Origin of the sequence: Pseudomonas sp. ADAK13 (assembly GCF_012935715.1) — a bacterium.
In the GTDB taxonomy this organism is placed as follows: Bacteria; Pseudomonadota; Gammaproteobacteria; order Pseudomonadales; family Pseudomonadaceae; genus Aquipseudomonas.
This window is the reverse complement of the sequence record NZ_CP052860.1, coordinates 3,431,858-3,451,445: the sequence shown is the minus strand read 5'-3', so window position 1 is coordinate 3,451,445 and position 19,588 is coordinate 3,431,858. Positions and strand designations below refer to the sequence as shown.

General features: G+C 60.9%; 18 protein-coding genes. 4 read left to right on the top strand and 14 right to left on the bottom strand.

All coding sequences use genetic code 11. The features are described from left to right. Positions 1 to 10: 10 nt before the first annotated feature. The 3 genes from HKK54_RS15930 to HKK54_RS15920 all read right to left on the bottom strand — a co-directional run bounded on the left by HKK54_RS15930 (position 11) and on the right by HKK54_RS15920 (position 3,724). Positions 11 to 1,117, bottom strand: coding sequence for an NADH:flavin oxidoreductase/NADH oxidase (locus HKK54_RS15930; RefSeq protein WP_169387198.1), 1,107 nt, complete (start codon positions 1,115 to 1,117; stop codon positions 11 to 13). Positions 1,118 to 1,268: 151 nt separating this feature from the next. Next, on the bottom strand, positions 1,269 to 2,978 hold the full coding sequence (gene recJ / locus HKK54_RS15925) for a single-stranded-DNA-specific exonuclease RecJ (protein ID WP_010176816.1): 1,710 nt from the start codon (positions 2,976 to 2,978) through the stop codon (positions 1,269 to 1,271). Positions 2,979 to 3,181: 203 nt separating this feature from the next. Beyond that, a complete protein-coding gene (locus HKK54_RS15920; protein WP_003209567.1) occupies positions 3,182 to 3,724 on the bottom strand; it encodes a YaeQ family protein in 543 nt (180 codons plus the stop codon). Between the two features lie 148 nt (positions 3,725 to 3,872). Here HKK54_RS15920 and HKK54_RS15915 point away from each other — a divergent pair, with 148 nt between their 5' ends. Both HKK54_RS15915 and HKK54_RS15910 read left to right on the top strand, forming a co-directional pair. Then, entirely contained in the window at positions 3,873 to 5,072 is a 1,200-nt protein-coding gene (locus HKK54_RS15915; protein WP_169387197.1) for a CaiB/BaiF CoA transferase family protein, read from the top strand. After that, on the top strand, positions 5,072 to 5,950 hold the full coding sequence (locus HKK54_RS15910) for a TIGR02285 family protein (protein ID WP_169387196.1): 879 nt from the start codon (positions 5,072 to 5,074) through the stop codon (positions 5,948 to 5,950). Before HKK54_RS15915 ends, HKK54_RS15910 begins: the two co-directional genes overlap by 1 nt. A gap of 171 nt (positions 5,951 to 6,121) precedes the next feature. Here the strand turns inward: HKK54_RS15910 and HKK54_RS15905 are convergent, their stop codons facing one another. Beyond that, positions 6,122 to 6,406, bottom strand: a complete 285-nt coding sequence (locus HKK54_RS15905) for a DUF3509 domain-containing protein (protein ID WP_010176819.1) — start codon at positions 6,404 to 6,406, stop codon at positions 6,122 to 6,124. Between the two features lie 293 nt (positions 6,407 to 6,699). Between HKK54_RS15905 and HKK54_RS15900 the strand changes: the two genes are divergently transcribed. Then, complete coding sequence (locus tag HKK54_RS15900; protein ID WP_010176820.1) at positions 6,700 to 6,900, top strand: hypothetical protein; 201 nt, start codon at positions 6,700 to 6,702, stop codon at positions 6,898 to 6,900. A gap of 148 nt (positions 6,901 to 7,048) precedes the next feature. After that, on the top strand, positions 7,049 to 7,702 hold the full coding sequence (locus tag HKK54_RS15895) for a response regulator transcription factor (protein ID WP_169387195.1): 654 nt from the start codon (positions 7,049 to 7,051) through the stop codon (positions 7,700 to 7,702). Here HKK54_RS15895 and HKK54_RS15890 read toward each other — a convergent pair. The 10 genes from HKK54_RS15890 to rpsP all read right to left on the bottom strand — a co-directional run bounded on the left by HKK54_RS15890 (position 7,671) and on the right by rpsP (position 19,426). Beyond that, positions 7,671 to 8,915, bottom strand: a complete 1,245-nt coding sequence (locus HKK54_RS15890; protein WP_169387194.1) for an EAL domain-containing response regulator — start codon at positions 8,913 to 8,915, stop codon at positions 7,671 to 7,673. The genes HKK54_RS15895 and HKK54_RS15890 overlap by 32 nt on opposite strands. Before the next feature lie 73 nt (positions 8,916 to 8,988). Beyond that, positions 8,989 to 12,537, bottom strand: a complete 3,549-nt coding sequence (locus HKK54_RS15885) for a transporter substrate-binding domain-containing protein (RefSeq protein ID WP_237151070.1) — start codon at positions 12,535 to 12,537, stop codon at positions 8,989 to 8,991. Between the two features lie 142 nt (positions 12,538 to 12,679). Then, positions 12,680 to 14,089 (bottom strand): threonine synthase, encoded by a 1,410-nt coding sequence (thrC, locus tag HKK54_RS15880; protein ID WP_169387192.1) that lies wholly within the window; start codon positions 14,087 to 14,089, stop codon positions 12,680 to 12,682. A gap of 67 nt (positions 14,090 to 14,156) precedes the next feature. Beyond that, complete coding sequence (locus tag HKK54_RS15875; RefSeq protein WP_010176825.1) at positions 14,157 to 15,461, bottom strand: homoserine dehydrogenase; 1,305 nt, start codon at positions 15,459 to 15,461, stop codon at positions 14,157 to 14,159. A gap of 127 nt (positions 15,462 to 15,588) precedes the next feature. Next, entirely contained in the window at positions 15,589 to 16,320 is a 732-nt protein-coding gene (gene dsbC / locus HKK54_RS15870) for a bifunctional protein-disulfide isomerase/oxidoreductase DsbC (RefSeq protein WP_003209582.1), read from the bottom strand. 154 nt (positions 16,321 to 16,474) lie between these two features. Next, positions 16,475 to 17,371 (bottom strand): site-specific tyrosine recombinase XerD, encoded by an 897-nt coding sequence (xerD, locus tag HKK54_RS15865; RefSeq protein ID WP_010176826.1) that lies wholly within the window; start codon positions 17,369 to 17,371, stop codon positions 16,475 to 16,477. Between the two features lie 111 nt (positions 17,372 to 17,482). Next, the gene (gene rplS, locus HKK54_RS15860) at positions 17,483 to 17,833 is read right to left on the bottom strand and encodes a 50S ribosomal protein L19 (protein ID WP_003175895.1); all 351 of its coding nucleotides are present in this window, start codon (positions 17,831 to 17,833) and stop codon (positions 17,483 to 17,485) included. A 45-nt stretch (positions 17,834 to 17,878) separates the two neighbouring features. Beyond that, positions 17,879 to 18,589 (bottom strand): tRNA (guanosine(37)-N1)-methyltransferase TrmD, encoded by a 711-nt coding sequence (gene trmD, locus HKK54_RS15855; RefSeq protein ID WP_237151084.1) that lies wholly within the window; start codon positions 18,587 to 18,589, stop codon positions 17,879 to 17,881. A gap of 43 nt (positions 18,590 to 18,632) precedes the next feature. Continuing rightward, complete coding sequence (gene rimM / locus HKK54_RS15850) at positions 18,633 to 19,169, bottom strand: ribosome maturation factor RimM (protein WP_003175898.1); 537 nt, start codon at positions 19,167 to 19,169, stop codon at positions 18,633 to 18,635. 5 nt (positions 19,170 to 19,174) lie between these two features. Continuing rightward, entirely contained in the window at positions 19,175 to 19,426 is a 252-nt protein-coding gene (rpsP, locus tag HKK54_RS15845; RefSeq protein ID WP_003209587.1) for a 30S ribosomal protein S16, read from the bottom strand. Positions 19,427 to 19,588: the final 162 nt, after the last annotated feature.

The following is a 19,588-nucleotide window of genomic DNA, read 5'->3' as shown; positions in this document are numbered from 1 at the left end:
CCTGTACCTATCAATCCCGCAGATCCGACTCATGAATCGGCTGGTCCCGATGGGTTGCGCGCTGGTACTGCGCCGGCCAGGTCGCCTTGCGCCCACCCAGGTCATCGTCGGCATGCAGCGGCCAGTACGGATCACGCAGCAGTTCACGGGCGAGGAAAATGATATCGGCCTGGCAGGTGCGCAGAATGTGCTCGGCCTGGGCGGGCTCGGTAATCATGCCCACGGTGCCGGTGGCGATGCCCGACTCCTTGCGCACACGCTCGGCGAAGCGGGTCTGGTAACCGGGGCCGGTCGGAATTTCCGCATTGGCGGCGGTGCCACCGGAGGAGACGTCGATCAGGTCCACGCCCAGGTCTTTCAGGCGGCGGGCCAGTTCCACGGTTTCATCCGGGTTCCAGCCGTCTTCGACCCAATCGGTGGCCGACACCCGCACAAACAGGGGCAGGTCCTGCGGCCAGGTTTCGCGCACCGCCTTGGTCACTTGCAGCACCAGGCGGATGCGGTTTTCGAACGAGCCGCCGTACTGGTCCTGGCGCTGATTGCTCAGGGGCGAGAGAAATTGATGCAACAGGTAGCCATGGGCGGCGTGGATTTCCGCCACTTTGAAACCGGCGGTCAACGCGCGCTTGGCGGCGGCCACAAAGTCCGCAATCACTTGCTGAATCTGCCCTTCATCCAGTTGCTTGGGCGAGGTGTGCTGCGGGTCAAAGGCAATCGGCGATGGGCCCACCGGCACCCAGCCGCCGTCTTCCGGCTTGACGCTGCCGTGCTTGCCGATCCACGGCCGGTGGGTACTGGCCTTGCGCCCGGCATGGGCCAGTTGAATACCCGCCACCGCGCCCTGGGCGTTGATAAAGCGCGTGATGCGTTGCAGGGGTTCGATCTGTTCGTCGTTCCACAGGCCCAGGTCCTGGGCGGTGATGCGACCATCGGCGGTGACGGCGGTGGCTTCGGTAAAAATCAGCCCGGCGCCGCCGACGGCACGGCTGCCGAGGTGCACCAGGTGCCAGTCATTGGCCAGGCCATCGGCACTGGAATACTGGCACATCGGCGACACGGCAATGCGGTTGAGCAGGGTCAGTTGGCGCAGGGTATAGGGTTCAAGCAGCAGACTCATGGGGCACCTCTTTTATGCAGTGGGCAGGCTCCAGGGTTCTGTTTGAAAGGTCGACGAAAAACCCGTCCCCGGCGGGCTGAAATAAGACAAGGTCACAAGACCGATCACACAGTGCTTAGAGACTAGTCGACAACAGAGGATTGCACAGGGTTCAGCGCGGCTCGATGTGGGCAATCATCAATTGCACGGTTTCCTGGCCCCGGAACTCGTTCACGTCGAGCTTGTAGGCCAGTTCCACCCAGCGAATGGTGGGGTTGGGCCAGATTTCACGGTCGATACCAAACGCGATGCCATCCAGTTTCACCGAACCACACTCGCTCTTGAGCACCACTTTCAGGTGCCGCTCGCCGACAACGCGCTGCTCGACCAACTGGAACACCCCATGAAACAACGGCTCGGGAAAATGCTGCCCCCACGGCCCGGCATTGCGCAGGGCGCGGGCCAGTTCCAGGTGAAACTCTTCAACCGCCAGGGTGCCATCGGACAGTAGTCGGCCCGTCAGGTCTTCTTCACGCAGTTGCCGACGCACTTCGGCGTCAAACGCCTCGGCGAACAGTGGGAAGTTGGCCTCGGGCAAGGTAAGACCCGCGGCCATGGCGTGGCCGCCGTACTTGGCGATCAGGGTCGGATGCTGGCTGGCCACCACGGCCAGCGCGTCCCGGATATGAAAGCCCGGCACGGAACGCCCGGAGCCCTTGAGCAGGCCGTCACCGGCATCGGCAAAGGCGATGGTCGGGCGGAAGTAGCGCTCTTTCATCCGCGAGGCGAGGATGCCGATGACGCCCTGGTGCCATTCCGGGTCGAACAGGCACAAGCCATACGGCATCGACTCCACCGGCAAGTCCTTGAGCTGGGCCAGGGCCTCGCGCTGCATGCCTTGTTCGATGGATTTGCGGTCCTGGTTCATGCCGTCCAGCTGCGCGGCCATTTCCCGGGCGGCGGCAAAATCCGTGGTGAGCAGGCATTCGATGCCCAGGCTCATGTCATCCAGGCGACCGGCGGCGTTCAGGCGCGGGCCGAGGATAAAACCGAGGTCGGTGGAGGTAATGCGAGCGTGATCGCGCTTGGCCACTTCGAGGATCGCCTTGATCCCCGGCCGGGCGCGACCGGCGCGAATGCGTTCCAGGCCCTGGTAGACCAGGATGCGGTTGTTGGCGTCCAGCGGGACCACGTCGGCGACGCTGCCCAGGGCTACCAGGTCCAGCAGTTCGCCGATGTTCGGCTGTGGCGTGTTCTCGTACCAACCCAAACTGCGCAAGCGTGCGCGCAGGGCCATCAGCACGTAGAAGATCACGCCAACACCGGCCAGGGCCTTGCTGGGGAATTCACAGCCCGGCTGGTTCGGGTTGACGATCGCGTCGGCCGCCGGCAGTTCGTCGCCCGGCAAGTGGTGGTCAGTGACCAGCACCTTGAGCCCCGCCGCTTTCGCCGCTGCCACGCCTTCGACGCTGGAGATGCCATTGTCCACGGTGATCAGCAGCTGGGGCTGGCGCTGCAGGGCCACCGCAACGATTTCCGGGGTCAGGCCGTAGCCGTATTCGAAACGGTTGGGCACCAGGTAGTCGACGTGTGCAGCTCCCAGCAGGCGCAGGCCCAGGGTGCCCACGGTGCTGGCGGTGGCGCCGTCGGCGTCGAAGTCCCCCACGATCAGGATCCGCTGGCGCTGTTCCAGGGCCGTCACCAGCAGGTCCACGGCGGCATCGATCCCCTTGAGCTGCTGATACGGGATCAGCCGCGCCAGGCTTTTATCCAGCTCGGCTTCCGATTGCACCCCGCGTGCGGCGTAGAGACGGGTCAACAACGGTGGCAATTCACCGAGGAATGGCAAGACGGCAGGCAACGGGCGAGGATCGATACGCATGGGGTGACGGAAGCTTCTCATTAATACAGCGTTGAAAATTAATGCTGAAAACAGCGGTGATCCCTTGTGGGAGCTGTCGAGCCCCGGCGAGGCTGCGATAGGGTCACCTCGGTGTACCTGTCAGACCGCAGCGCCTGCATCGCAGCCTCGCTAAAGCTCGACAGCTCCCACACTCGACCAGCGTCCAATCAGTTATCGACGTTTCAGCCGCGCTCGCCAGCCAGCCACTCCAGCTGGACTTCGTGCTGGCCACGGTCATCGGTCACAAAGATCGTGCCTTCGCTGATCATTACGTCCCACTTGATCACCCGTGGCATGTCCTTGGCCAGGACTTCCAGGATTTCCTGGGGTACGGCGGCGATGCTCACGTTTTTCAGGTTTTTCGCCACCGGTACCACTTTGCCTTCCCAGACGCGCAAGCTGCCGTAGGCCAGCAAGGTGGTGCGTTCGGTACGGCGCGAACACCAGGTCAGGCGGTCCGCATCCGGCTGGCCGACTTCGATCCAGTGCAGGACGCGATCATCCAGGCTTTTTTCCCACAGTGCCGGCTCGTCTACATCTGACAGGCCACGACCAAAAGACAACTGCTCGTTGTAGAAAAGGGCGTAGGCCAGCAAACGCACGGTCATGCGCTCTTCGGTTTCCGAAGGATGGCGGGCGATGGTCTGCTTGACGCTCTCGTACACCGAACGGTCAAGGTCGGTGAGGTTGAGTTCAAACTTGTAGGTCGTGGACGGCTGGGCCATGAACGGACTTCTAGAGACAGGGAAAGGCGGCAAGTCTAACCGATGGCGAGGTGATTCAACGAATCCTGCGCTGCATCATCCTTATCACTGCGCCACTCGCCTATGTTAAAAGGCATCACATCCCCGTACCGCGCCTGAAAGGATCCTCATGTCGTTTACCGCCAAACCGCTTGCCGGCCTGAAAGTCATCGAACTCGGCACCCTGATTGCCGGCCCGTTCGCGTCCCGCATCTGCGCCGAGTTCGGCGCCGAGGTGATCAAGGTCGAATCCCCGGATGGCGGCGACCCGTTGCGCAAGTGGCGCAAGCTGTATGAGGGCACCTCGCTGTGGTGGTTTGTGCAGGCGCGCAACAAAAAATCCCTGACCCTGAACCTGAAACACCCGGACGGCCTGGCGATCCTCAAGCAGCTGTTGGCGGATGCAGACATCCTGATCGAGAATTTTCGCCCTGGCGTGCTGGAAAAGCTCGGCCTGGGCTGGGAAACCTTGCACGCCCTGAACCCGAAGCTGGTGATGGTGCGCCTCTCGGGTTTTGGCCAGACCGGGCCGATGAAGGATCAGCCCGGGTTTGGCGCGGTGGGCGAGTCGATGGGCGGCCTGCGCTACATCACCGGCTTCGAGGACCGCCCTCCGGTGCGCACCGGGATTTCCATTGGCGACTCGATCGCGGCGTTGTGGGCAGTAATTGGGGCGCTGATGGCCTTGCGTCATCGCGAAGTGAATGGCGGGCTCGGCCAGGTCGTGGATGTGGCGCTGTATGAGGCGATCTTCGCGATGATGGAGAGCATGATCCCGGAGTTCGACGTTTTCGGCTTTATCCGCGAGCGCACCGGTAACATCATGCCCGGCATTACACCCTCCTCGATCCACACCAGCGCCGATGGCAAACATGTGCAAATCGGCGCCAATGGCGATGCGATCTTCAAGCGCTTCATGTCGGCCATTGGTCGGGACGACCTGGCCAACGACCCGGCCCTGGCCAGCAACGATGGCCGCGACAGCCGCCGCGATGAGCTGTATGGGGTGATTGATCGCTGGGTCAATTCGCTGCCGTTAGAGCAGGTGGTCGAACAGCTGAACAAGGCCGAAGTGCCCGCCAGCCGCATCTACAGCGCCGAAGACATGCTGGGAGACCCGCAGTTTCTCGCCCGCGAGATGTTCCTCAAGGCGCAGCTCCCCGGCGGCAAGGACTTCAAGATGCCGGGCATCGTGCCCAAACTGTCGGACACGCCCGGCAGTTGTGAGTGGGTCGGCCCGCAGTTGGGTGAGCACAACAGCGTGCTGCTCAACGAACTGGGCTACGACACGGCGGCCATTACCCGACTGCGCGAGGATGGCGCGATCTGATGGCCCGGCGCTTCATCATTCGACTCTGCCTCCTGGGTTCACTGCTCGGGGGGTGGCCGCTGTCGAGCCACGCCGACGACACCTTGATCTGGCTGTTGCGTGACCTGCCGCCGGTGACGATTTTCGAGGGCCCGCAAAAAGGCCAGGGTGCCCTCGACCAACTGCTGCCGATACTCGCCGAGCACATGCCGGAGTATCGGCACCAGATCCTCCACGTGAACCGTGCGCGCGGCATGCAAATGCTCCGCGACCCGAGCACGCTGACCTGCGACCCGTCCCTGCTGTGGACCGCAGAACGCGCGAAAACCATTGTGTTTTCCGCCCAGGCCTTTGCGACCGTGAGCAATGGCGTGACGATCCGCCAGAGTCAGCGGGCGGCGCTGGCGCCGTTTGTGGAGGATGGCCTGTTTGACCTGGAGGCGTTTTTGAGTGCCAGGGATGCGCGCCTTGGCGTCATCGCCGAACGCAGCTATGGCGCCATCATCGATGAAGCGCTGAAGCACGCCAGTGCCCACAAGCTGGCACCGCACTACGGCAATGATGCCCTCGGCAGCCTGCTGCAAATGCAACGAAAGGGTCGGCTGGAGGCGGTACTGGGTTACTGGACCGAAGTTCGCTATCAAGCGTTGCAACAGGGCATCGATCCACAGGACCTGGTCTTCTACCCCATCAAAGGCACCCCGCCCTATCAACTGACCCGGATTGCCTGCACTGACACCCCGGCGGGTCGCGAGGCCATCGAGCGGATCAACCAGGTGCTGCGCGAGATCCCGCAGGAGCAACTGCGACAGTCTTACGCCTCATGGCTCGACCCGGTCATGCGTGCGCAATACCTCAACGACAACCCGACGTTTTTCCAGGATGTCGCCGGCCCATGACAAATCGCAGGCAAAAAGAAACCCCGAGCAGTGGGGAGACAACTCGGGGTTAATAAGGGCCTACAAAGACCAGTAACAACGAGCGACAAGCACCGGAGCACAATGCTTGATCTCGCTGTTACAAAATCTGACTCACCTTGCCGTAGGAAGGTTCCCAACAAAAATAAATCTTCATGCGCAGACAATGGGCCGGGTCAGGGCCGCATTGCGCAAGGCCGCTATGACCGAGGGTTCCAGGCGTCCCTCGGCAATCATCAGGTCGCGGTGCAAACAGTCCACCACATCCACCAACGCACGCTTATCGGTCAATTGGGCCTGGTCGACTTCGCGTTCGACCACAATCGCACCGGCTGGATTCTTTACGGTCACAAGGCATTCGCCCTGCACACCCGAGGTGGTCAGCGTGACCTGGTAAGGGCTCAGTGCTTCACCGAGCAATAGGCTGATACTTTCCATCTCGATCACCACTCAAATAGTTCGGGAACAATCGTGTAAACGGGAGCTGCATCTATCCTAAGTGACTATTTGTCTCGTAGGAAAGTTCGCTTTTTCGTCTTTCAAGGGTTGCCGGGGATGACGTGTCCAGCATGCGCTTGCAACATGACAAGCAAAAAACGGCGGCACATAACTGCTTACTCAATGGGCCGCTGTTTTGGCGCTGATGCCGAGGGTGAATCCTATACTCGGTGGGTACTGGTCACGCTGCCACACAGGCCTATCAAAAGCCCCAACTGCGAAGGATGAAGACCATGCTGGAACACAACAAAGAGCAGGCTGTATTAGAGAAAATTCACGCTGACATATCACGAATTTATGCCGAACAACGCAAGCTCAACGCAGAATCCCACAAGATAACCCGTGAGAATTTCTGGTATCCCGTTGGTATCGCCATAGGCTTCTTCACTGCTGTGGGGACCGTCATGGCAATCGCGCAAAAACTACTCGCGTAAACGATCCCTACGGCCAGGGCTGCCAAAAACGTAAACGCCGCTAACCCAAGGAAGGGAAAGCGGCGTTTTTTGCAGATCGTTAAAACGCCCCTCCGGTCATCCCTCCCATTAACAGGCTAGAATCCCCGAATTACCCTGGGAGCCTGTATTGAAAGAAGCGTCTGAAAAACCATTGCGCATCGTCCTCGCCGACGACCATCCGATTTTCCTCATCGGCCTGCGGGCGGTCCTGGAGCGTGATGAACGGCTAACCATCGTCGGTGAGGCCAATTCTCCCCAGGCCCTCGGCGAGCTGCTGCAACACTGTGCCTGTGACGTAGTGGTCACCGACTTCATGATGCCCGCCGAGCCCCAGGCCGACGGCTTGCGCCTGATTGAACAACTGCGCCGGCATCACCCGGCGCTGCCCATCGTGGTGGTGACCATGCTCAATAACGCCGGGTTGTTTCACGCCATCCTGGAGTTGGGCGTCATGGGTTTGCTGAGCAAGGCCAGTCTGGCGGACGAATTGCCGGAGGCGATCCGTCAGGTGCGCCAGCAGCGACGTTATGTGGCCCAGACCATCAGTCAGTCACTGAACCTGGCAGGCGTCGAGCGCGTGCACTCTCAGGACCAGCTGTCACCCCGTGAGCTGGAAGTCATCCGCCTGCTGGCCGGCGGTTTGACGGTAGGCGAGATTGCCGCAAATCTGCACCGCAGCAAGCAGACCGTCAGCGCACAGAAAGTCAGCGCCATGCGCAAGCTGGGCCTGAGCAACGACGCCGCGCTGTTTATCTATGTGCAGGAACACGGACTGGCCTAGCCTGAAACGCGATCCACTGTTTCAGCGCCTCACCGTCCATGGGCCGGGCGATATAGCAGCCTTGCAACCATGCCGCGCCCAACTCACTCACCGCGTGATAATCGGCAGCGCTTTCAACCCCGGTCACCACCACTCCGACGCCCAAGCGCCCGGCCATGCTCATGGCCCCGGCAACCACTGCCGCCTTGCGATCATCATTGGCCATCCCGCTGGCAAACATCGGGGGTATTTTCAGCTCGCTGAAGGGCAATTCCAGCAAGCGTTGCAGGCTGGTGCCGCCCACGCCGAAATCCCCAATGGACAGCTTGCACCCCATCATCCGTACACGCAGCAAGCCGGTGACGTGGGCGCTGTCCGTCTTAAAGCGCGAGGTTTCCACCAACTCCAGGGTCAAGCCATGGGCGGGCACACCGTGAAGTTGCAGCAGGCCTTGCAGCACCTGGGAAAAGTGCGGGCGTTCCAGCATACGTCCGGGGATGTTCACCGCCACCGGCAGCACCTGGCCGCTCTCGCGCACGACGTGTGCGGCCATGCCCAGCGCCTGCTCCAACACATGCCAGGTAAATGCCTCTTCCATTCCGGCAAACTCCAGCACCGGCAGAAACGCGTCAGGCAACAGCAGTTCGCCTTCAGGCAGTTGCCAACGTGCCAGCGCTTCGACACCTTGCAACGCGCCCGCCTGGCTGACGATGGGCTGATACCAGACAGTGCCGCAACGGGCGATAGCCGCTTGGCTCACATCCGCCGAAGGCGGCAATTGCTCGATGTCGCTCAAGCCCAGCAACTGGCGCACCCGCCCCCAGGACATCACCGGCGGCCCAGGCCGCAAGCGCTCCCGGCACACCGTCAAGACTTGCCCGATCAGCTTTGCCGACGCCGGTTTGGGCAAACAGCCGAGCACATTAAGCCCCAGCTGGCGTGCCATATTCGCCACACCGTCCAGCACATCCGGCTCGGCGTTGCTCAGCAGGATCAATACTTGCGCCAGACGACGCTCAGCCAATTCTCGGATCAGTTCCAGAGCATCCCCCTGCTCCAGGTACAGATCGCAAATCGCAATGTCCACCGCGCCCTTGCTCTCCAGGGACTGGCGAGCGGCGTCGACACTTTCAGCCGTGCGTACATTGAATACGCCATTGGCATTGAGCATCTGATGCAGGGCCATCAGCTGGAACGGGTTGTCTTCGAGGATCAGGACATTGAGGGAGCGCATGGACAACGTTACCGGGGAGAAACGAGGGCGCGAAGACTAGCCAAAACCCCGCGCTTTCCCCATAGGACATGTCCTATTTGTGCTGATTCAGATGGCCCTCAAGCTCGCACCGGAACTCGATCAATGCATCGCACAGCGCCAACCAGTGCACGTCAATCTCAGCGTTGCGCTGCTCGCGAATACAGCCTTCAAGCGCCACGCAAGCCTTGGCCAACGGCAACGCATCCACCAGGCAGCAAATGCCCTTCAGGCGATGCAGCGAGGCCCCCAGCCGGGCCTGGTCGTGATCTGCCTTGGCAGCGGCCAGCAGCTGTTGCTCCTGCTCAAGGCTCCTCGCCAGTTCCTCCAACATCCGCTGCAAAACCGGCCCGTCGGCCTGGGTCATGGTGCGCAGCGTCTGGATACTGAACGAGCGCGAAGGCGCCACGCGGGTGAGCACCCGCGTCCAGTGCTCCAGGGTCACGGGCTTGACCAGCAGCTCATCCATTCCAGCCTCCCGGCAGCGCTGCTGTTCATCCTCAAAGGCATTGGCCGTGCACCCCACCAGCGCACTGCGCGGTCTTTGCTCCTGGGCTTCGATCCGGCGTATGGCCTCGCTCAAGGCATAGCCGGACATGCCCGGCATGTTGCAATCGGTGACCAGCACGTCAAACACCTCGTTGCGCCAACGCTGCAGGGCCGCCTCCGCCGAGTCGACGGCCACGACCTGATGGCCGAGGAATTGTAACTGTTGCACCAGCACCATCCGGTTCGCCGGCAGGTCATCCACCACCAACACCGACAGGCTGCGGCTGGCGGCCAGCGGCGCCGTACCCGGTTGCGCCGGCACGTCGTCACTGCCGACCCGGTCCAGGTACAGGTCGATGCACACCACCGTGCCCTCCCCCACAACACTGCTCAGGCTGATGCTGCCGCCCATCAACTCCACCAGTTGCTGGCAGATGCTCAAGCCCAGACCGGTCCCGCCATGCTCGGCAGCGGTCAGCGCGCTGACCTGGATAAACGGCTTGAACACCCGCGCCTGTTGTTCGATACCGATGCCGGGGCCGCTGTCTTCCACGCACAGGTGCAAGTACTCGACGCCCGCGCGGTCAAGCTTGCGGGCGACACTGACCCGAACCTCACCGTGCGGGGTGAATTTGAGCGCGTTGCCCAACAGGTTATGGATGACCTGACGCAAACGCAGCGGGTCGAACCAGTAATACCCCTGGGCGGCCGGGTCGAATGCCAGGGTCAAGTGAAGGCCCTTTTTCTGCGCCATGGTTTCAAACAGGCGCTGTATGCCCTCGAAGAAACCTTTCAACTCAGTGGGCTGCGGTGCCAGTTGCAGATGACCGGCTTCGATCTTGGCCAGATCAAGGCTGTCGCCCATCAACTCAATCAGCTCCCGTGCCGAGCGATGGGCCACCCGCAATGCTTCGGACACGGGGTTGCCTTCAGCCAGGGCACGCTCCTGTTCAAGCTCAAGCAGACCGATGATGGCGGTCATCGGTGTGCGAATCTCGTGGCTCAGGGTCGAGAGAAATGCGCTTTTTGCGTAGTTCGCTTCGTCAGCCGCCTGACGGGCGTCCATCAACTGATTCTCCAGGACCTTGCGCTCATGGATGTCGATCCAGCCACCGAGCAAACCCTGCAGTTGGCCCTTCGCATCAAAGAACGGCACCGTCCACTGATAGACATGAAAAGACCCGCCGTTGAACTCCAACTGCCGGTCGACGAACAACGACCGCTGCGTCGCCAACTGTTCCATATGGCCGGCGTGCAGGCGCGCGGCCGTTGCGTCGGGCATCAGCCGGCTTTCCATCAGCGTCAGGCCCTGAATCTGCTCGCGCCGGGTATTCAGCTGTTGTTCATAACTGGTGTTGCAGGTCACCAGGCGGCCGTCCAGATCGCGCACGAACACCGGGTTGGGCATGCCATCCAGCAGCGCGCGCTTGAACGCCAACTGGTCGTTGAGCCGCTGCTCGGCCTGCAGTCGCTGGCGAATCTGGCGCTTGAGCCGGCTGTTCCAGGCCAGGGACACCAGCACAAACAGCAGCGCCATGGCGACCGTCCAATAAGCCCATGGCGGCACACGCTGCCAGGCGGGCACCGGGATCGGCACGGCGCCCAGCCAACGCAGGCGCAAGGCGCTCAGCTCCGCCACCGGAAGCGCCTCCAACGCCTTGTTCAAGATGCTCAGCAGTTCGGGTTGGTCCTTGCGCACCGAGAGGCTGTTGGCCGACCACTTGCCCTCGACGCTGCGACCGATGCGCAACTCGTCGGCCGGGTAACTCTGCACTTCCACTTCACTCTGGATGGTCGCCGCCGCCACACCTCGCGTGACCAGTTCACGGGCCTGGGCGTAACTCTCCACCGATTGCAGCGTGATCCCGGGGTGCTCGCGACGGATATACCCTTCCAGGACATGGCGCGCCGGCAACGCCAGCACCTCGCCTGACAGGTCACTGAGGCTGGCCACTGGCGGCGCGTCGGCGCGTTGGATGAACACCCAGGCGGAACCCCCGAAACCATGGCTGAAATTGAGAAAGGCCCGGCGCTCCTGATTCTCGGCCAGGGTGGTATTCATATCTGCCCTGCCGGTTTCCAGCAGCGCCAGGGTGTGTGCCGTGGAAGACACTTCCTCCATGACGAACTGCAAGCCGGTCATGCGTGAAATGCGGTTGAGCAGGTCCACATTCAGCCCCACCCACTGACCGTCCTTGTCCTTGAATACGTAAGGCGACAGTTGCTGGGACGCCACTACCACGTGGGGATGCTGGAGCACCCAGGCCCGCTCCGGGGCCGACAAGGCGATGCGCTCGGCGGCGATACCCACCCCGAGTCCGGTGGTCCAGCGCGCGAGGATTTCCCGGCGCACGGAGTCATCGATACTCGACAGCGCCTGATCCATCATCGCGCCCAGCTGCGGGTCGGCCTCGCGAGTGGCGAAAGCAAAGCCGATGGGAGCCAGGCGGCTTTCCACCTTGATCTGCAAGCCGAGGTAGGGCCGCAGCGATTTGTAGGCCCGCACAATCACTTCGTTGCCGATAAACGCATCGGCATCGCCTTGCTTCAGCGCTTCCAGGCCGCTGTAGAGATTCGGTGCCAGCATGATGTGGCTGCCGGGATAGGCATGGTGCACATTCTTGACGTTGGCGTAGCCCTCCAGCAGCACCACCTTCTTGTCCTTGAGGTCTTCGTTCTGGGTGGTGTCATCCCGGCGAACAACCACCACCGAACGATCCGGCATGTAGTCTGCGGTAAAACGCAGGCCCGGCACGTCACGTTCATAACCATTGGCGCTGGTGAGAATATCAATGGCACCGGTACGCAAGGCTTCCACTGCCTGCGCCCGCTCGGCGAAACCCAATACCTGCATCGGCGCATTCAGGCGCGCGCCGATCAGGCTCAGGTAATCGGCGCTGATGCCCTGGTAGCGATTGCGGTCGCGAGTGATATCAATCGGCTGATAGTCATCAATCGAGATGCCCACCTTCAATGGCCGATGCGCCGCCAGCCATTGCTGCTCGCTGGACGTCAGGGGCATGGGTTCCAGGGCAATGAACGCCGGCACCAGCTTGAACGGCAGGCTGACGGCAGCCAGGCTTGCCGAACCATGGCCAAGCAACAGCACGCACATCAGCCACACACGTCCTCGGGTCGATAAACACACCGTGTTGGTTTCCTTGATTATTCTTGTTGGTCGCCGCGCAAGTATGGCTCGCCAGAATGAAAAAGCCCGTCACGAGGACGGGCTTGAGCTACCACGTAAAGCCGTTGGGTCAGAGTGGCTTGCCGCGATTGCCATGCTGGCTGACAAACGCCTGCACAGCTTTCAGGTCATTGGCCAATACGGTGCAACGCTCTTCACGTTCAAACAGGTCAGCCAGGTGCGGTGGCAATTCCAGCGCCTTGCCAACACCCGCCTTCTCCACCGCTTCCGGGAATTTGACCGGGTGCGCGGTGCCGAGGATCACCATCGGGATGTCCAGGCTGCGGCGGCATTCGCGCGCGGCCTTGACGCCAATGGCGGTGTGCGGGTCCAGCAGCTCGCCGGTCTGGGCGTAGACTTCGGCGATGGTCTCGCAGGTTTCGGCGTCGTCCACGGCCAGGGAGTCGAACAGCTTGCGGGTCTCGGTCCAGCGCTCTTGCTCGACGCTGAAGCCGCCACCTTGCTTGAAGCTGTCCATCAGGCCGGCCAGGGCCGCGCCGTTGCGACCGTGCATGTCGAACAGCAGGCGTTCGAAGTTCGACGAGACCATGATGTCCATCGACGGCGACAGCGTGGCGTGCAGGGTTTCCTTGACGTACTGGTTGCCGCTCATGAAGCGGTGCAGGATGTCGTTGCGGTTGGTGGCGACGATCAACTGGTTGATCGGCAGGCCCATGTTGCGCGCCAGGTAACCGGCGAAGATGTCACCGAAGTTGCCGGTTGGCACCGAGAACGACACCGAACGCGCCGGGCCGCCCAACTGCAGGGATGCATGGAAGTAGTAGACGATCTGGGCCATGATCCGCGCCCAGTTGATCGAGTTCACCGCCACCAGGCGCGTGCCCTTGAGGAAGCTCTGGTCGGCGAAGCTCGCCTTGACCATTTCCTGGCAGTCATCGAAGTTGCCTTCGATGGCGATGTTGTGGATGTTCTCGCCGAAGATGGTGGTCATCTGGCGACGCTGCACTTCCGACACGCGGTTGTGCGGGTGCAGGATGAAGATGTCGACGTTTTCGCAATGCTTGCAACCTTCGATCGCCGCCGAGCCGGTATCACCGGAGGTGGCGCCGATGATCACCACGCGCTCGCCGCGTTTTTCCAGCACGTAATCGAGCAGGCGACCCAGCAGTTGCAGGGCGAAATCCTTGAACGCCAGGGTCGGGCCGTGGAACAGCTCCAGGACCCATTCGTTGCCGTTCAGTTGGCGCAACGGGGCGATGGCGCTGTGGGAAAACACGCCGTAGGTTTCTTCCAGGATCTTCTTGAAATCCGCATCCGGGATGCTGCCGGTGACGAACGGGCGCATGACCCGGAACGCCAGCTCGTGGTACGGCAGGCCGGCCCACGAAGCGATTTCTTCCTGGGTGAAGCGTGGCAGGTTTTCCGGCACATACAGGCCGCCGTCAGTGGCCAGACCGGCCAGCAAAACGTCTTCGAAATTCAGGGCCGGTGCCTGGCCGCGGGTGCTGATGTAACGCATGACTGGCTCCTCTAGAGCATGCTTGAACAAGGGCCGCCGAACGCGTGGGGCCCTTGGCGCAAAACGATTAGTTCAGGTGTTCGACGCGAATCCGCACCACCGGGCCAACCACACCCTGCAACGCTTCAAGCGCGGCGATGGCATCGTTGATGTGCTGTTCCAGCACGCGGTGGGTCAGCAGGATCATGGGCACCAGGCCGTCTTGTTCTTCGACTTCCTTCTGCATGATCGATTCAATGTTGATGCCGCGCTCCGACAGGATGCTGGCCACCTGGGCCAATACGCCCGGGTGATCCTTGGCCTGGATGCGCAGGTAGTAGGCACTTTCGCAGGCTTCGATCGGCAGGATCGGGTGGGCCGACAGCGAATCCGGCTGGAAGGCCAGGTGCGGTACGCGGTTTTCCGGGTCGCTGGTCATGGCGCGAACCACGTCCACCAGGTCGGCGATCACCGAGGAGGCTGTAGGCTCCATGCCGGCACCGGCGCCGTAGAACAGGGTGGAACCGGCAGCGTCACCGTTGACCATCACGGCGTTCATCACGCCATTGACGTTGGCGATCAGACGGTCGGCCGGGATCAGCGTCGGGTGCACACGCAGCTCGATGCCGGCCGGGGTGCTGCGCGCCACACCGAGGTGCTTGATGCGGTAGCCCAGGGCTTCGGCGTAGTTCACGTCGGCGGTGGTCAGCTGGGTGATGCCTTCGGTGTAGGCCTTGTCGAACTGCAGCGGGATACCAAAGGCGATGGACGCCAGGATGGTCAGCTTGTGGGCCGCGTCGATGCCTTCCACGTCGAAGGTCGGATCGGCTTCGGCGTAACCCAGCGCCTGGGCTTCAGCCAGCACGTCTTCGAAGGTACGGCCCTTCTCGCGCATTTCGGTGAGGATGAAGTTACCGGTGCCGTTGATGATGCCGGCGACCCAGTTGATACGGTTGGCGGACAGGCCTTCACGGATCGCCTTGATCACCGGGATGCCACCGGCCACGGCCGCTTCGAACGCCACGATCACGCCCTTCTCGCGGGCCTTGGCGAAGATTTCGTTACCGTGCACGGCGATCAGCGCCTTGTTGGCGGTGACCACGTGCTTGCCGTTTTCGATGGCCTTGAGCACCAGTTCGCGGGCCACGGTGTAGCCGCCCACCAGCTCGATGACGATATCGATTTCAGGGTTGGTGGCAACTTCGAAGACATCGTTGGTAATCGCAATACCGGTCGTCTGGAACTGAGGCTTTGGCGTACGCGTGGCAATTTGTGCCACTTCAATCCCACGCCCTGCACGGCGGGAAATTTCTTCAGCGTTACGCTGAAGTACGTTGAAGGTGCCGCCACCGACGGTCCCTAACCCACAGATGCCTACTTTGACCGGTTTCACTGAAGAACTCCCCATGAAACGGCCGACTCTAGGTCGGCCGTGAAAACAGCCGCACAACTGCGGCTCTCTATTAATGACCCGCCGAATGGTCGGCCAGTCATGATCGTCAAAGGCTCGACGATAATGCTTACTTTGCGTTCAGTGCCAGTTTGGCAACTTGCGGCGCAGGCTGGTAGCCCGGAATCACCTGACCGTCAGCCAAAACGATGGCCGGCGTGCCGTTCACACCAATCGACTGGCCGAGGGCGAACTGCTTGGAAACCGGGTTGGCGCACTTGGCGGCCTTGATTTCCTTGCCATCGACCATCTTGTCCATGGCGGCTTTCTTGTCGGCCGAGCACCAGACGGCTTGCAACTGCTCGTCACCCGGCGAACCCAGGCCCTGGCGCGGGAACGCCACGTAGCGCACTTCAACGCCGAGCTTGTTCAGCTCAGGCACTTCGGCGTGCAGCTTGTGGCAGTACGGGCAAGTGGTGTCGGTGAACACAGTGATGTGGGTCTTGGTCTCGCCAATGGCTGGGTACACCACGGTTTCAGCCACTGGAATGCCGTTGATCAGCTTGGACACGCCCAACCGTTCGGCTTTTTCGGTGAGGTTCACCGGCTTGCCGTCCTTCAGCTGGAACAGGTAGCCCTGGACGATGTACTGGCCATCGGCGCTGGCGTACAGGACGCGGCTGCCCTTGAGCTTGACTTCATACAGGCCGGCCATCGGGCTGGCGTTGATGCTTTCAATCGGAGTGTCGAGCTGGAGGGCTTCCAGGCTCTTGCGGATAGTCTTCTCGGCGGCGTCGTCGGCGACGGCAAAGGTTGAGACCAACGCAATGGCTGCGATGGCAAAAATCTGGGTCAAGCGCATGGGAACTCCTGAAGGCAGATGCAGGGACGGGAGCAGGAACACCGATCTTCAAACACGGGTTTGGGCCGTCCCCTTTGCGAACCGGCAAAGCCTACCACAGTTGGGCCGCAGGGCAGCCAGTCGCGGGGAAATTGGGCTTTTTCCGGCGTGATTTTCATCCGCGGGGATGATGCTTGGCGTGCATGTCCTGCAAACGTGCCCGCGCGACATGGGTGTAGATCTGGGTGGTGGATAAGTCGCTGTGCCCCAGGAGCATTTGGACCACGCGCAAATCCGCGCCGTGGTTGAGCAAATGCGTAGCGAAGGCATGGCGCAGCGTGTGGGGCGACAGCGACTTGCCGATGCCCGCGACCTTGGCCTGGTGCTTGATGCGATGCCAGAAGGTCTGGCGGGTCATTTGCTCGCCGCGCTGGCTGGGGAACAACACATCGCTGGGGCGGCCGTTGAGCAGCTCGCTGCGGGCGTCGCGCATGTAGCGCTCTATCCACACGATTGCCTCTTCGCCCATGGGTACCAGGCGCTCCTTGCTGCCCTTGCCCATCACCCGCAACACGCCCTGGCGCAGGTTGACCTGTTCGAGGGTCAGGCTGATCAGCTCGGTGACACGCAGGCCGCAGGCATACAGCACTTCCAGCATGGCGCGGTCGCGCTGGCCGATGGCTTCGCTCAGGTCTGGGGCAGCGAGTAGAGCCTCCACGTCGGCTTCCGACAGGGATTTGGGCAATGGCCGGCCCAGTTGCGGCATATCGATTTGCAGGGTTGGGTCGATAGCAATCAGCTTCTCCCGCAGCAGATAGCGATAAAAGCCACGTACGCCGGAAAGAAACCGCGCAGTGGAGCGGGGTTTGTAGTTTTGCTCCAGGCGCCAGGACAGGTGGTCGAGGATCAACTCGCGACCGGCGTTGAGCAGCTCCAGGTTTTTCTCCTGCAGCCAGCCATTGAACAACGCCAGGTCGCTGCGGTACGCCTGACGGGTGTTGTCCGACAGGCCTTTTTCCAGCCAGAGGGCGTCGAGGAAGCGGTCTATCTGGGGGTGATCAATGGCAGGCATGAGAACTCAGGCTGAAAACGGTGGTGTCGATAGATCCTATCGCGACCACTCAAATCGCGGGCACAAAAAAGCAGCCCGTAGGCTGCTTTTTTCTGCATCGGGAAGCTGGACTTAAGCCAGTTTTTCCTTGATGCGAGCTGCTTTACCGGACAGGTCACGCAGGTAGTACAGCTTGGCTTTACGTACGTCACCGCGACGTTTAACGGCCATGCTGTCGATTTGCGGGCTGTAGGTCTGGAAAGTACGCTCTACGCCAACACCGTTGGAGATTTTACGAACAGTGAAAGCACTGTTCACACCACGGTTACGCTTGGCAATTACCACGCCTTCGAACGCTTGCAGACGCGAACGGTCGCCTTCCTTCACTTTCACCTGAACGACAATGGTGTCGCCCGGGGCAAAGGTAGGGATCTCTTTGGTCATCTGCTCTGCTTCGAGTGCAAGGATGATTTTGTTAGTCATGCTGTGCTCCTAAGGTAAGTCGTCGGACCTACCATCGATACGTTGTTAACTATCGTCCCGCGCGAGGATGTATTCCTCGAGCAGCTTCTTCTCTTCTCCAGAAAGCGAGCGGCTTTCCAGAAGATCGGCGCGTCGTTCATAGGTCCGCCCGAGGGACTGCTGTAAACGCCAACGCCGGATGTGTGCGTGATTGCCACTTAGCAATACGTCGGGAACACGCTGATCCGCATACACCTCCGGTCGGGTGTAGTGCGGGCAATCCAGCAAACCATCCGTGAAGGAATCTTCCTCCGCGGAGTCCGCATGCCCTAAAGCTCCAGGCAGCAGTCGTGTAACCGCATCTATCAGGACCATCGCCGGCAGCTCGCCGCCAGACAGGACATAGTCCCCAATCGACCACTCTTCATCGACATGAGCATCAATAAAACGCTCGTCAATGCCTTCATAGCGACCGGCAATCAGGATTAATGCTTCCAGATTCGCCAACTCGCGTACCGCCGACTGATTCAGCTGACGGCCTTGAGGGGACAGGTAAATTACCTTCGCCTTCTCCCCGGCGGCTGCCTTGGCCTGAACCAACGCATCTTCCAGGGGCTTGATCTTCATCACCATGCCCGGGCCACCGCCAAATGGGCGATCGTCCACAGTGTGATGTCGATCCGTCGTGTAGTCTCGCGGGTTCCAACAGGTGAGCTGCAAGAGCCCCTGTTTCACCGCCCGACTGGTGATGCCGTACTCGCTGATGGCGGAAAACATCTCGGGAAACAAACTGATCACTTCAACGCGCAGGTTAGCCACGTTAGAAGTCCGCGTCCCATTCCACCTTCATCTCGCCCGCGGCCAGGTCGACGGCCAACACGCATTGCTCGGTATAGGGCAACAGGCGTTCGCGATCATCCAGGCTGCCAGCGCAAGGCTTGACCACCATTACATCATTGGCGCCGGTTTCCAGAAGATGATCGATTTTCCCGAGCAGTTGCCCGAGTTGATCAATAACCTTCAGACCTTCCAGTTGGTACCAGTAGTACTCGCCGTCGGTCAATTCAGGGAACAGGTTGCGCGGCACGCAGATCTCATAACCGGCCAGAAGACGAGCTTCTTCACGATCATCAAGACCCTTGAGCTTTGCGACCAGGAACTTGTCGCTCCCGCGTCCACTGACCAGCTCTACCTGTTTCACACTACCTTCGCGCTTGAGCGTCCAGGTCTTGTACTGCAACAGGTTTTCAGTCGGATCAGTAAAGGAATACACCTTCACTTCGCCGCGAACGCCATGAACAGAATAAATCTTGCCGATAACGATCAAATCATCAGCAACCGCTGGCGTCGCGTTCATATTGCTCAGGCCGCAGCCTTAGATGCATCCTTCAACAACTGAGCAACGCGCTCAGAAGGTTGTGCACCAACGCTCAGCCAGTAGGCTACGCGCTCTTGGTTCACGGACAGACGGACTTCTTGACCACGAGCGATCGGGTTGAAGAAGCCTACTTGTTCCTTGTGAGAGCCGTCACGTGGGTTGCGGCTGTCAGTTACGGTCAAGTGGTAAAACGGGCGCTTTTTGGAGCCGCCAAGGGCAAGACGGATTGTTAGCATGTGAACATCGTTCCTGTAGTCGGTGCTGCAAATCTAAATGCACAGCGGGCATAGGTGCCCGAAAGGCCGCATATTCTAAGGAATATCCGGACTTTTGCAAATGTCTTTTTCTGGCGCCTATCAGCGTGCCATTCAGATCTGCTATAGAGCCGTCGGTTAAAA

What these genes read in the sequence shown, in the direction of transcription:
- HKK54_RS15930 (WP_169387198.1), bottom strand. Translation starts at nt 1,117, where the DNA reads ATGAGTCTGCTGCTTGAACCCTATACCCTGCGCCAACTGACCCTGCTC.
- recJ (WP_010176816.1), bottom strand. Translation starts at nt 2,978, where the DNA reads ATGCGTATCGATCCTCGCCCGTTGCCTGCCGTCTTGCCATTCCTCGGT.
- HKK54_RS15920 (WP_003209567.1), bottom strand. Translation starts at nt 3,724, where the DNA reads ATGGCCCAGCCGTCCACGACCTACAAGTTTGAACTCAACCTCACCGAC.
- HKK54_RS15915 (WP_169387197.1), top strand. Translation starts at nt 3,873, where the DNA reads ATGTCGTTTACCGCCAAACCGCTTGCCGGCCTGAAAGTCATCGAACTC.
- HKK54_RS15910 (WP_169387196.1), top strand. Translation starts at nt 5,072, where the DNA reads ATGGCCCGGCGCTTCATCATTCGACTCTGCCTCCTGGGTTCACTGCTC.
- HKK54_RS15905 (WP_010176819.1), bottom strand. Translation starts at nt 6,406, where the DNA reads ATGGAAAGTATCAGCCTATTGCTCGGTGAAGCACTGAGCCCTTACCAG.
- HKK54_RS15900 (WP_010176820.1), top strand. Translation starts at nt 6,700, where the DNA reads ATGCTGGAACACAACAAAGAGCAGGCTGTATTAGAGAAAATTCACGCT.
- HKK54_RS15890 (WP_169387194.1), bottom strand. Translation starts at nt 8,915, where the DNA reads ATGCGCTCCCTCAATGTCCTGATCCTCGAAGACAACCCGTTCCAGCTG.
- HKK54_RS15885 (WP_237151070.1), bottom strand. Translation starts at nt 12,537, where the DNA reads ATGTGCGTGCTGTTGCTTGGCCATGGTTCGGCAAGCCTGGCTGCCGTC.
- thrC (WP_169387192.1), bottom strand. Translation starts at nt 14,089, where the DNA reads ATGCGTTACATCAGCACCCGCGGCCAGGCACCGGCCCTGAATTTCGAA.
- dsbC (WP_003209582.1), bottom strand. Translation starts at nt 16,320, where the DNA reads ATGCGCTTGACCCAGATTTTTGCCATCGCAGCCATTGCGTTGGTCTCA.
- xerD (WP_010176826.1), bottom strand. Translation starts at nt 17,371, where the DNA reads ATGCCTGCCATTGATCACCCCCAGATAGACCGCTTCCTCGACGCCCTC.
- rplS (WP_003175895.1), bottom strand. Translation starts at nt 17,833, where the DNA reads ATGACTAACAAAATCATCCTTGCACTCGAAGCAGAGCAGATGACCAAA.
- trmD (WP_237151084.1), bottom strand. Translation starts at nt 18,589, where the DNA reads ATGTTTTCCGCCATCAGCGAGTACGGCATCACCAGTCGGGCGGTGAAA.
- rimM (WP_003175898.1), bottom strand. Translation starts at nt 19,169, where the DNA reads ATGAACGCGACGCCAGCGGTTGCTGATGATTTGATCGTTATCGGCAAG.
- rpsP (WP_003209587.1), bottom strand. Translation starts at nt 19,426, where the DNA reads ATGCTAACAATCCGTCTTGCCCTTGGCGGCTCCAAAAAGCGCCCGTTT.